The organism is Photobacterium angustum (assembly GCF_003026365.1).
Classification (GTDB): domain Bacteria; phylum Pseudomonadota; class Gammaproteobacteria; order Enterobacterales; family Vibrionaceae; genus Photobacterium; species Photobacterium angustum.
Genome location: NZ_PYOM01000003.1, coordinates 22,953 through 36,175, shown reverse-complemented (window position 1 = coordinate 36,175; position 13,223 = coordinate 22,953). Strand labels below are relative to the sequence as shown.

The 13,223-nt window shown below is 39.0% G+C and carries 9 protein-coding genes; 4 read left to right on the top strand and 5 right to left on the bottom strand.

What is annotated here, in order from left to right:
* Window positions 1–105: 105 nt before the first annotated feature.
* From rsmF to CTN01_RS03595, 4 genes are all read right to left on the bottom strand, one after another.
* Window positions 106–1,536 carry a 16S rRNA (cytosine(1407)-C(5))-methyltransferase RsmF gene (gene rsmF / locus CTN01_RS03610; protein WP_045149657.1) on the bottom strand — a complete coding sequence of 477 codons (1,431 nt, stop codon included), beginning with the start codon at window positions 1,534–1,536 and terminating at the stop codon, window positions 106–108.
* Window positions 1,537–1,685: 149 nt separating this feature from the next.
* Window positions 1,686–4,313 (bottom strand): PqiB family protein, encoded by a 2,628-nt coding sequence (locus tag CTN01_RS03605; RefSeq protein WP_045149656.1) that lies wholly within the window; start codon window positions 4,311–4,313, stop codon window positions 1,686–1,688.
* Window positions 4,294–5,490 (bottom strand): paraquat-inducible protein A, encoded by a 1,197-nt coding sequence (locus CTN01_RS03600; protein WP_045149655.1) that lies wholly within the window; start codon window positions 5,488–5,490, stop codon window positions 4,294–4,296. The genes CTN01_RS03605 and CTN01_RS03600 overlap by 20 nt, the downstream gene beginning before the upstream one ends.
* 117 nt (window positions 5,491–5,607) lie before the next feature.
* Entirely contained in the window at window positions 5,608–7,440 is a 1,833-nt protein-coding gene (locus tag CTN01_RS03595) for an ABC transporter ATP-binding protein (protein ID WP_045149654.1), read from the bottom strand.
* Between the two features lie 84 nt (window positions 7,441–7,524).
* Here CTN01_RS03595 and CTN01_RS03590 point away from each other — a divergent pair, with 84 nt between their 5' ends.
* The 4 genes from CTN01_RS03590 (at window position 7,525) to CTN01_RS03575 (ending at window position 11,614) form a co-directional block, all read left to right on the top strand.
* Complete coding sequence (locus CTN01_RS03590) at window positions 7,525–7,983, top strand: GAF domain-containing protein (RefSeq protein WP_045084083.1); 459 nt, start codon at window positions 7,525–7,527, stop codon at window positions 7,981–7,983.
* 109 nt (window positions 7,984–8,092) lie between these two features.
* Window positions 8,093–8,725 carry an RNA chaperone ProQ gene (gene proQ / locus CTN01_RS03585; RefSeq protein ID WP_005367900.1) on the top strand — a complete coding sequence of 211 codons (633 nt, stop codon included), beginning with the start codon at window positions 8,093–8,095 and terminating at the stop codon, window positions 8,723–8,725.
* An 18-nt stretch (window positions 8,726–8,743) separates the two neighbouring features.
* Window positions 8,744–10,747, top strand: coding sequence for a carboxy terminal-processing peptidase (prc, locus tag CTN01_RS03580; protein WP_045149652.1), 2,004 nt, complete (start codon window positions 8,744–8,746; stop codon window positions 10,745–10,747).
* A 201-nt stretch (window positions 10,748–10,948) separates the two neighbouring features.
* Window positions 10,949–11,614, top strand: a complete 666-nt coding sequence (locus CTN01_RS03575; RefSeq protein ID WP_045129194.1) for a lipocalin-like domain-containing protein — start codon at window positions 10,949–10,951, stop codon at window positions 11,612–11,614.
* Between the two features lie 144 nt (window positions 11,615–11,758).
* Here CTN01_RS03575 and pncB read toward each other — a convergent pair whose 3' ends face one another.
* Window positions 11,759–12,958, bottom strand: a complete 1,200-nt coding sequence (gene pncB, locus CTN01_RS03570) for a nicotinate phosphoribosyltransferase (protein ID WP_107188385.1) — start codon at window positions 12,956–12,958, stop codon at window positions 11,759–11,761.
* Between the last annotated feature and the right edge of the window lie 265 nt (window positions 12,959–13,223).

Genomic DNA, 13,223 nt, shown 5'->3' with positions numbered 1-13,223 from the left:
TTTGATTACACTTTCAATGTTAGTTGAATAATGTTTATTTTCCAGTTATTGCATTTAATAAAATCATCATTAACGATGCTTTATGAAATTAACAATATTTTTATCTTAAATATCAAATAGGTTAGTATCGCGAACTAATTCACGAGGTAAGCCATTTTTGATACGGTTGCTCACCCATTTACCAATACCAATAGGGTAATCACGGTAAGTAACAATCACTTCACCTTTACCTGCTGGGATTTCTAGGCGAATATCGCGTCCCATGAACCACTCTTTAGCTTGTTCAACATTCAGTTCAATAGCTGTAGATTCTTTGCCTGTTGCCAATGTCATTACGGCTTCATGCTGCCAGCGATAACCTTTCTTATGTTGTTCTGCGAGCTTAATACCAATACGTTGGAAACGAATTTCACCGATTAACGTTCGCAGTTGAGAAGGGAATAGCCAAACCTCTTTATCACGTAACCAAACATCATGTTGCTCAGGTAAGGTAATATCTAAATCCTGTTTAAGCTGTTGGTCAATCTCTTGCTGTTCTTTCTCTTTAAGCTGAGCAAATGGGAATTTACCCATACGTTTTTTTACACTGTCGGTTTCAACAGGTGCCAGCTTACGAATACGAGCGACAAAGAAACCTTCGCTATCAAAAATCTGTGGGTAAACGTGTAGGAAACCGTCTTCAGTAAGTGATTTTTCTGCACCATCAAATAAGGTATTGAGTGGTTCAAATTCTACAGCGTCACCAAATTTTTCTTTTAAGAAATGACAGACTTCTTGGTTTTCACTCTGGTTTAATGTACATGTAGAATAAACCATAACACCACCAGTTTTCAGTGCTTGGAAGGCACTTACAATAAGGTTGCGTTGTACTTCGGCAATTTCATCAATAGAAGCTAGGCTCCAATTTGCCATAGCATCTTCATCTTTACGAATTGCACCTTCGCCAGAACATGGCGCGTCTAATAATATTGAATCAAAAGACTCAGGTGCCCATGTGCCAAATACGCAACCGTCAAAGTGGGTAAGTGCCGCATTGTGAACACCACAGCGTTGTAAGTTTGAATGAAGTACTTTAATACGGCTCGCGGCTAACTCGTTGGCAACCAGTGCGCCACGGTTTTGCATCGCAGAAGCAATTTGGGTGGTTTTGGAACCTGGCGCTGATGCCATATCTAATACGCAGTCTAATGCGTCATTATCTTTAAGTAACGCGGTAACTGGCATCATAGAGCTGGCTTCTTGAATATAGAAAAGTCCTGCCATGTGCTCTGCGGTATTACCAAGAGAAACAGTATCTTCGTCTTCTCGTTCAATCCAAAAGCCAGTATCACACCAAGGAACAGGCGTTAATGTCCACCCACGATTTGCAACACGCGCTAAGAAATCCTCAACACTAATTTTAAGTGTATTGACGCGAATGCTGCGACGAAGAGGTGTTTTACAACAAGCAATAAATTCATCGATATCTAAATGCTCAGGCATGGTTTGCTTGATTAAATCGATAAATGCGTCAGGGATGTGAATATTCGGATGCAAAGGAAGGATCTCTATTAACTAGCTAATGATGCTGATTTTATAACAGTTTGGTATGAATTGCAGTTTTTGCTAATACAAAGCGTAATAAAGGCTTTTTCTGAATAAAAAAAGAGCACCGAAGTGCTCTTTATTTTGTTTGATTTTAGCTGTTAACGCTCAGGAATTGCAGTACGCCATGCTAACCATTTAGGGTTTGCTTCTTTATGTAGTAAGAAGTGAGTCCCTGCTTTAACTTGTGGTTCAAGTGGTTGCTTTTCGGGTGTTGCAAAGGCAATTCCACCACGTAATAAGCTATCAAATGTACCTGCTTTTATGTTGGCACCTGTAATACCGATATCAACATTCACACCAGAGGTATTCCAAAATACGGTGTTTTTACGCACTAGATGGCGGTATTGCTTTTCAAGTTGGGCTTTTATAATAACGCGGTCAGCTAAATCACCGAGTGAAACATCAACCACTTGTCCAACTTGAATATCACGGTAAAGCAGTGGTGTTCCTTCGCTAATCGAATCACGCTCTTCACTTTCTAACACGATCGTGACGCGGGAATTAAACAACTCTGCAGAGCCTAGCTTAAAGGTATCAGAAAAGTGACCTTTACCCGGTTGAACGGCAATGTAAGAGCTTAGTAACGAGTCCAAGTTTTCACTACCGCTTAAGCTGATTTTGGGTTTAACAACCCAAAAGTAGCTATCTGACTTTGCAATTTTTTGAGCGTATTTAGGGTACAAACGAGCCTGTATTTTCACGTTGTTTGTATGAAAATTAGGTTCGATGTTAATGATTTTACCAATGGTTACGCCTTGGAATTTGATCTCTGTATTGTTAGAGACAGACCGTGCATCATCGGCTGTTAAAGTGATCAACTGTCCGAAATGCTGCGCTGAACTTAAGCTTGGGTAAAGCTTGTATTTAGAGCCAATACGGTTGGTCACTTGCTCGATATTATCAAAGGCAATACCACCTTTAATAAGTGTGGATAGGGGATCTGTGACTAATTTTACACCATTTAATCCTGCTTCTACTTCAATACCTGAACGGTTCCAAAAAACGGTGTGGTTAGTGATCAAATGACGGTATTTTTTCTCGATATTTAATTTAATGCTTACACCGTTATCTTTTAAAGCAAAATCACTCACTTCACCTACTTGTAAGTTACGGTAAAGTACTGGGCTACCTTCAGATACAGGAGGTAACTTATCAGCAAATAAGCTAATACTGCTATAGCCTTTCAGCTTTTCATCTGCAAGATCGGCAAGACTTCGGCTTTTAAATAGGGTGTAGCTTTTGTTTATTTTTTTACTACCAATAGAGGTGAAGCTAATCGCACTGCTGATCAATTGATCAGCTGGTGGAATAGAAACATCAATACCTTTACTTGAAATGCTGGCATCGACACCACCATCAACGAAAAAGCGACTGCCGCTTCGGATTAAGTTTGTGTACTCAGGTTGAACTAGTACATCAAAACTTACACGCTCACCAGATAACTCAACATTAGTGATTCGTCCGACATCTAATCCCTTAAAGCGTAATTTGGTGCCACGTTTAATACCAAAACTTTTATCAGCATATAGTTTGAAGGTTGCTACGCCGGGTTGCTGCTCTTCTAAGGTGTCACGGGTAATTGCTGTAAACTGGCGTGAAGTTTCGCCTTTACCTGGTATTAAACGTAAGAAATTGCCTCGTACAAGATTACCGATATTTTTAACACCATTAAGTGATACTTCTGCTTCTTCGAGTAATAAACGAGAGCCGCTATTTAAGTACTCACGCATGCTAGGTTCAATTGCGGCATGTGCGATAATCTTATTGGTTTTTTCATCAAGGCTTACATCGGTGATTTTACCGATCTGCAAACCACGGTACATGATAGGGGAACCTGAATCGCTAATATCATTGTTATCTGGCAATGTTATCGTGATAGCAATACCACGACCGGCTGTATTGATGTCAGGGTAGAGCTTAAACAGATGATTTTTTTCAATGACTTTACCTTTATCAGGCGAATCAAAGGCGATAGCACCAGCAATTAATGCTGACAAGCTTTCAAATTGCACATCAACACCATTAAAGCCAATATCCGCACGCATACCACTTACATTCCAGAAACGGCTTTTACCTGTAACCAGATTGGCATATTTAGGTTTGATTAGTGCATCAATAATGACTTCTTTTTTGTTATCACTAAGGGTGTAGTTGAAAACCTCACCGACAGGGATCTTTTTATAAAAAATTTGTGAACCAATACTGATTGAACCAAGATTCGGTGCTTTTAATTGCAGTTTTAAACCATCTTCTAATGGTGTATCTGCAGGTTGGTTTTCTAATGCTGTAAATTTCGTTGCTTCAGGACCATCACCGGGTAATAACGCAATGTAGTTACCAGAAACAAGGGTATCTAAGCCTGAAATACCGGTTATTGAGGCCTTAGGTTTGACTAGCCAGAATCGGGTGTTTTTACGAAGGATATTTACCGCTTCAGGGTAAATGTCGGCAGTAACGTAAATACTCTTAAGATCCTTTGATAGGCTGACATCACGTACAATACCGACTTCAAGACCTTGATAACGAATAGTCGTTCTTCCTGCGACTAAGCCCACAGCATCGTTAAAGTGAATTTGAATACGTTCACCGGCTTCATTAACTGATTTATACAGTAACCAACTGGCAAGTATTAATGCTAATAGCGGCAACAGCCACAGCGGTGATAGCCCTCGATCACGGCGAATTTTCACCTTCTTGGGTTGTTCGTTATTTGGATCGTTGTTCATAATTGTCCCATATCAGGCGAGAATCTAAACTTTCTGCTGCTAACATTGTTAATACTACCACGACGGCAAAGGCAATTGCCCCAGGTCCCGGCGTGAAATCAAGAACTTGTCCACGGTCGATTAATGTGACCATGATGGCGATAACAAAAAGATCCATTACCGACCATTTACCTATCCAGTGCACGGCACGAAATATTCGCATACGTAATAGATGGTGTGTTTTTCGTTTGAACTGAATGGCTAAAAGGATATAAGCCAAACTTAGAATTTTCGCGACAGGGACAACAATACTGGCAATAAAGATGATTGCTGCGATGCCTGTCATTCCCGTTTTGACGAGTTCGGCAACACCTGAAAAAATAGTATCTTCAATACGCTTACCGTTATTCATGAAAATTGAAATGGGATAAAGGTTCGCAGGTAAGATAAAAATACTCGCTGAAATTAAATACGCCCATGTTTTTTGAATTGAATGAGGAATACGATCGTGTAACGCACTGTTACAACGGCGGCAATGGGTCAGGTGCTCTTGTGTTAAATGACATGTAGTACAAAGAGTGCCTAAGTCATCACTTATATGTTCATTCTCAGGTTGCCACGCATCCCAATAACGACGAACACTGATACGTGTTAGTAACACGAGAAATAATATCTGTAAGGTGATGAGACAGTACAGCCCGAGACCGATATTAATTTCTGCAACTTCTTGTACTTTAAAACATGCAATGGCGAGACTAACTAAAAAGACATCGAGCATAACCCATTGCTTTAAATGGTGAAGAACCCATGTTGATGCTTTAAATAGAGTAAAGTGACGAAATTTAAGGGAAAATTGGGCGCTAAAAACCGCCCCTATGACTAATAGCGGAGCAATAACGCTACAAAATAAAATTAATGCGGCAACGCCAGGAAAATTTTCTGAAAGTGTGATGGCGCCAGATGGAAGTGTCGCTGGGATCATCTGACCGAATAATCGTATTGTGATTAATGGTAAAGTAATAGTTGGAATAAAAAGGATTAAACCCGCTGCGGCTATCGCCAGTTCCGCATTAAATCTTGCTGTTCCCCCACGATATAAACGTGTTTGGCAACGGGGACAGTAAGCACTGTGTCCTTGTTGAGCAACCTCAGGGAGCACGAGTAAATTGCAACCGGGGCAGCGTCTGGCCGTCGACATAGTACGTTGTTTCCTTTGCAAAAGAGCGAGATATAAAAACGCTCACGAAATAAAAATTCACACGTTTGTAAAAACATAGTGAATGATAGCCCATGAGCGTCAAGGAAGGGTACTATATTATTTTGTACCGATTCTTGCTACTGGAAGTTGTTCATCTGTTTGTTCAACATCATTATTAGGTGATTGAATTGAACCGTAAAGTGTTCGATATAACCCATGTTGGCTCACTAACTCTGTATGTGTGCCTGATTGACTGACTAATCCATCTTCTAAGACATAGATTAAATCAGCTTGTTTAACGGCAGATAAACGGTGGGCAACAATTAAGGTTGTTTTATCTTTTAAAAAGCCATTCAGCGCTTTATGAAGTGCAGCTTCTGTTGAAGTATCTAACGCTGATGTTGCTTCATCTAAAATGACAAAGTCAGGGTTAGATAAGATCATACGGGCGATCGCCAAACGTTGACGCTGACCACCGGATAAACGAATACCTTGTCGACCAATTTCAGTATCTAGTCCGTGTGTTAAACGCTCTGTCATGTCTGTTAGTTGAGCAATGTCTAACGCATTCCAGAGTTCATCATCAGTATAGTCTCCACCTAATGTTAAGTTATGACGTAATGTATCGTTGAATAAAACGGGCTGCTGGAGCACAACAGCCATACGTTCACGAAGAGATTCATAACTGACCGCTTCAATCGTGTGCCCATTAATAAAAATATCACCTGATTGCTTTTGGTAAATGCCAAGCAGTAATTGAATTAAGGTTGATTTACCGCCGCCTGACGCACCTACAAGAGCAACACGTTTTCCTGCAGGGATATCAATATTTAAACCTCGCAGCACTTCTTTATCGTTGTCATAAGAAAAACGAACATTTCTTACTTTAATATCTAGTGCTTCATTGTGATTAAAGGGATAAACGGAAGCAGTAGGGCGAACTTCTTCTTCTAAAGCTAACAGCGTATTTAAACGTTGCATGGCAGCAGACGCACTGTACCAAGAAAATTGAATCCCCAATAATTCTTGTACAGGTCCAAGCATGAACCATAAGTAACTAAAGACAGCCAGCATTTCACCGATAGATAAGCCACTAAAAAGCACCATTAACATTGCAGCGGCGCGAAATACTTCAAAACCTGCCAAGAATAATAAGAAAGAGATGCGTCCTGCAGCTTCTGATTGCCATGCAAACTTATCAGCACTGTGGCGTATGTCATTTGCTTGTGATTTTAGTTGAGCCAAAAATTCACGCTCACGATTAGATGCGCGCAATTGGTATATGCCATCTAATACTTCAACTAAACGCTGTTGGAATTTTTCATAAGATTGATTTTCTTGACGCTTCAGGTTTTTAACGCGGTTGCCCATCATCTTAGATGCATAAACAACAACAGGGTTAATGACAAGAATAAATAACCCGAGTCGCCAATCTAACCATAATAAAACGCCAGCAGTACCTACGACGGTGAGCAAGCCGATGATAAAACGACTTAACGTATCTCCGACAAATTTATCGATAGTCTCAACATCAGTGACAAGATGTGAAGTAATGCCACCACTGCCTTTTTCTTCATATTGGCGCATGCTAATACGCCCTAATTTATCCAATAAATGCTGACGTAAATTAAAGGTAATCTCTTTTGATACAAGCGTGAACTGACGGCTTTGTAAAATGTTCAATGCCTGGCTTACGGTTCGCATTAAGACAACTAAAAATAACACTAATAAGATATAGCCAGTAGGTGATTGCCATTGCTCGGGAAGAAGGTGGTTTAAATATTGGATCCCTTCAGCTGGCTTATGCAGTAATACTTCATCGACCATTAATGGCATAAGTAATGGAATTGGTACGCTAATCAAGGTGGCAATAACAGCAATAATATTCGCGGTGATAAGACGGGGACGATGTTTTTTAGCTTGAATAAAAAGCCAAGACCAATTAATCATAGTAGGGAATGAATGCTTCACAGTGATAATGATTCCTATTATTGTTAAGTGTTTTCATTTTAACGATTATGTAAGGCGTATGCTATGGAAAATACAGGTTCTTTTTATAACCGTCTGACACTTCAAGCTTTAGCAATAGTTGAAGGTGAATCAGATCTTATTGCCAATCTCTCTAATATTAGTGCTTTGTTGAATATGGAGTTAGAGAACATAAATTGGGTTGGCTTTTATTTATTAAAAAATGATGAGCTTGTGCTTGGCCCATTTCAAGGAAAACCGGCATGTGTTCGTATTCCTGTCGGTAAAGGGGTATGCGGTACGGCGGTAAAAGATAACCGAGTAATGCGTGTTGATGATGTTCATGCCTTTCCTGGACACATTGCGTGTGACGCAGTTAGTCAATCTGAAATCGTTATCCCATTAAATATAGGGGAAAAATGTATTGGTGTGCTGGATATTGATAGTCCAGATTTGTCAAGATTTGACCAAAATGATGAACAAGGTCTAGTTTCTTTTGTTACAGAGCTACAAAAAGTACTCTAATTTCATGCTTTCGGTGGTTTTTCCTTATTAGGTAATTATAATAGCCCCACTATTTCTTTTTGAACAAAGCACTAATAACGAGCAAATCTCGTTTATGTCAGGAAAGTCCATGGAAAACTCTGAAAAGTTAACGAACAGTAAAGAAGTTATTGCATATATTGCTGAGCGTTTCCCAAAATGTTTTACTATTGAGGGTGAAGCTAAACCACTTAAGATCGGTATTTTTCAAGATCTTGCTGAGCGCTTAAGTGATGATCCAAAAGTAAGTAAGACTCAACTACGTACAGCATTACGTCAATACACATCTTCCTGGCGTTACCTTCACGGCGTTAAAGCTGGTGTAAGTCGTGTTGATCTTGATGGAAATGAGTGTGATGTACTTGAGCAAGAACACGTTGATCACGCACTTAAAGCCTTAGAAGAAAGCAAAGCAAAAGTACGTACTCGTCGTAAAGAGCAGGCTATCGCTAAAGCTGCTAAAGAAGGCGATGCGAAAAAAACTCGTGCAAAAACTGCTAAACCTAAGAACATTAAGCCAAAAACGGCTAAAGTTAATAAGAAGCCAGTTGAGACTACACCTGTACTAAAAGCTGACGAAGTTATTGTTGGTAAGAACGTACAAGTGAATATGGGCTCAGGTAACATGCCGGCAACTATTGTCGAAATTAACAAGGACGATGTGCGTGTTCGCTTAAATAACGGCTTAGTAATGGCTGTTAAAGCGGAGCACCTGCGTTCATAAAGGGAGAATGCGCGACGCATGAATTGTCGATTCCGTTTCTCACTGATAGCTGCCGGCATGATGCTGGCAGCTTCAGCGCAAGCCTTAGAGGCTAAGTATTCATTAAGTGATTTGCCGCAACTTGCACCAGAGCAACAACATGCAACTGCGAGTAAGAGGGTAGCATCACGTTTTACCCGTTCTCATTACAAGCATTTTTCACTTGATGATAAATTCTCTAGTCAAGTATTCGATCGTTATATCGAAATGCTCGACTACAATAAAAGCTTTCTAACTGCTTCTGATGTAAAGCAATTCGAACGCTGGCGAAATCAGTTTGATGATCAATTGAAATCTGGTGATACATCGGGTGCATTTGATATTTTTAATAAAGTCCTTCAACGTCGTTTTGACCGTTATCAGTTTGCGATCTCGCAATTAGATACGGAGATTAAATTCGATAAAGATGAAGACTTTATAATTGATCGCTCTGAACTTGAGTGGCCAAAAAATCAAGCTGAGTTAAATGAAATTTGGCGTAAGCGTGTGAAATACGATGCGTTGAACTTAAAGCTGGCTGGTAAAAACTGGAAAGAAATACAAGAAACACTAGGTAAACGTTATAACAACGCAGTTAAACGTTTAACGCAAACCCATAGTGAAGATGTATTCCAGTTGTACATGAATGCTTTCTCGCGTGAAGTTGATCCTCACACTAGTTATCTATCTCCTCGAAATGCTGAGCAATTCCAATCAGAAATGAACCTTTCTTTAGAAGGGATTGGAGCAGTGCTGCAAGTGAAAGATGATTATACGACGATTCAATCCCTTGTTGCTGGTGGGCCTGCGGCGAGCTCTAAAAAGCTAGCTGCGGGTGACCGTATCATTGGTGTTGGTCAAGATGGCGAAAAAATTGTTGATATTATTGGTTGGCGTTTAGATGATGTTGTCCAATTAATCAAAGGTCCGAAAGGCAGTAAAGTGATTCTTGATATATTACCAGAAGGTAAGAATAGCAAGAGTTACACTGTCACTATTATTCGAGACAAAATCCGTCTTGAAGATCGTGCTGTTAAATCGGAAGTTAAAACTTTTGAAGGCAAGAAAATTGGTGTAATTGAAGTACCAAGTTTCTATGTCGGTTTATCTGAAGATACCAAGAAAGAATTGGTTAAGCTAAACGATCAAAAAGTTGATGGTGTCGTTATTGATCTTCGTAACAATGGCGGTGGTGCATTAACTGAAGCAACAGCATTAAGTGGTTTATTTATTTCAAGCGGACCAGTTGTTCAAGTTCGTGATAGTTATGGTCGTGTAAAAGTAAACAGTGATTCAGATAATCAAGTTTTCTTTAATGGCCCGTTAACTGTTTTAATTAACCGTTATAGTGCATCGGCATCTGAAATATTTGCTGCGGCAATGCAAGATTATGGTCGAGCAGTGGTACTTGGAGAACAATCGTTTGGTAAAGGTACTGTGCAGCAGCACCGTTCTTTAAACCATTTATATGATTTATTCGATAAGCCACTTGGACATGTACAATATACAATTCAAAAGTTCTACCGTATTAATGGTGGTAGTACTCAGAATTTAGGTGTTGTGCCTGATATCTCTTTCCCAACAGCGGTTGATCCGTCTGAAACAGGTGAAAGTGTAGAAGATAATGCATTACCGTGGGATAGCATTAAACCGGCTGAATACAAACAACTTCATAATTATTCGTCAATTCTTCCTAAGTTAAATGAAGAACACCTTGCACGAATTAAAAATGATATGGAGTTTGGTTTCATTAATGAAGATATCAAAACCTATAAAAAGGAAAAGGATATCAACAGTATTTCATTAAATGAAAAAACACGTTTAGCTGAGCAAGATAAAGAAGATGCTGATCGATTGGTACGTTTGAATAAGCGTCAAAAAGCACTAGGTAAAAAGCCGTTTGCTGATTTAGATGCGGTACCAAAAGATTATGAAGCACCTGATGCATATTTGGATGAAGCCATTGGTATTACGGCTGACTTAACTAAGATTAAATCATCGTAATTTGCTAATAGTATCCAGCAACACATAAATAAGCGCTCCTTCATGGGGCGCTTTTTTTATTTTTCTCTGTTACTGTAACAATCTCACAACTAAGACTTGTTGCATATTTAAGTGTGATCTAACGCATATTTTTCATCGTAAAATAGCTTTGCCAACTAGTTTTAAAGTACATGCACTTTGTTCTAGTAACAGGGGAAGCCTATGAAAAAGCTATTCTTTATTATTGTGCTATTCTTTTTTAGCGCATTTAGCCGCCCAATTATTGCCGACGATATTACGGAGTTTGATTATCCATTTTTATTAGGTAATTGGTATTGGTTTAGCTCAACAGAAGCGGGCGTTGAAAGTGAAGGTGAAAGTTATCGTGCAATGCATGTAATGTTTAAATCTGACTATGCATTTGCAATGCGTTTGCTACGTACTGATGGAAAAATAGAACAATGGTCTGGCGAGTATAATATTGACGAAACCAATATTACTTTTGTCACTGAAGGCGAAGAAGATCAAATGCATACTTATATGCTTAGTTATAACCAGTTCGTGTTGGATGGCGCAAGATTTACGAAGCTAGCACCTGAAAATCTACCGGGTAATTGGAAAACTTCAACGATATCAGGTTCTGATGTTGATCACAGTATTTCAGAGCTTTCGCTCACGTTACGCCCTGATTTTTTATTCTCCGCTGAAGTTTCAAACGATAAAGGAAAATCAAAAGAGCATCGCGGTATTTATTACATTGAAGATAATCAACTGGTTTTACTATATGAAGATGGGCAACACGATTCTGAATTTGAATTAAGTAGCAATGACACGCTAACGTTAACTAATACTCATTTTGGAATGGAAGCGATATTGCAACGAGAATAATTAATGTAGAGACAATGCTAGTGGTGAAAGGGAAGGTCATCCCATAATTTTATTATATCAACAAGTAGCATTGGTTATGATATACAAACAAAAAGGCGAACAAGATAACTTGTTCGCCTTTCTAATTTGAATATAGATGAAGCTTTATTCGTTAGCTAGATTAAATGCAGTACGAAGCTGATCTAAATAGTCTTCATCTCGACAGATACTTTTACCTGGTTCGTCTGAAATTTTTGCTACAGGACGACCTTCACATTCCGTTAGTTTCAACACAACGTTTAATGTTTTTACATTTGGTAGGTCACAGGTTAGCTGTGTACCAATACCAAAACTTACGTTTATTTGATGATTGAAATGCTTAAAGATATTTAGTGCTTTATCGAGTGTAAGGCTATCAGAAAACACCAGTGATTTTGTTTTTGGATCAATGCCTAACGATTTGTAATGTGAGATGGCTTTTTCACCCCAAGAAATAGGATCACCACTATCATGGCGTAAACCGATGAAACGTTGAGATAAACGTTTATCAAAATCACGCAAGAATGCATCCATATTGATACAGTCGGTGAGCGCAATACCTAAATCGTCAGGATATTCTTGTAGCCAACGGTTCAATGCTAATTGTTGAGAATCAGCAAGCTCACCAGCTAATTGCTGATGGCCTTGGAACCATTCGTGAGCTTGAGTTCCAACCGGTGTTAAATTACGAGTATATGCAAGATAGTAGTTCGAAGTACCTTTGAACTCTGGCATGTTTTCTTTTAAGTAATCAACAACTTTATGATGCACGGCTTTAGAAAAACGGCGTCGAGTACCAAAATCTACCAGCGCAAACTCACTTAGATCTGTGTCTTGTGCATTGTGGTAGAAACGTGCAATTTTTTCTTGTAATTGTTTGATAGCATCTTCAGGCGTAGCATTTGGGTATAAGTGTGCACAGCGCACTTCACAAATAATCGCTAGAAGAGGAACTTCCCATAAGATCACATCCAACCATTTACCACGAATGGTAATAGATAGTTGTTCACCAGAATCATCAACACAAACATCATCTGCATTTAGTTGAAAATTGCGTAAATACTCAAGATAGTCAGCACTGAAAAAAGTTAATGTTGATAAATAATTGATTTCATCGTCAGCAAAAGAGAGCGCTGCGAGTTTTGCGATTTGATCTTTGATCGCTTGAGAGTACGGGCGTAGATCTTCGTCGCTTCGGCAGTGGAATTCAGCCACAGCTTCAACGTATGGGTATTGATGAAAAATTGCCTGTTGCATATGCAATTTATACGCATCAGTATCAAGCAGGGAATCGATAACCCCAATGTTGTGTCTGTTATTATTCATATCTGACTATAGATACTTATTAGAAGTGATAATAAATCTATGTGTAACGCGATTTTATTATTATTCAATCGGTTATATTATTGAAGATTAATAAAAAAATAGAGTTTATTAATGCCTTAAGTTACGACTGATTGTGAACTAAGATGTGATGTTCGTCAAGTATAACCATTCTCATTAGGCTTTATAGGTTCATGAAGTTTGCTTTTTAAATCTATAGCTTATGCATAATTTTTCAGTTCTTAATTCTCTTATCGTTATGGACAAT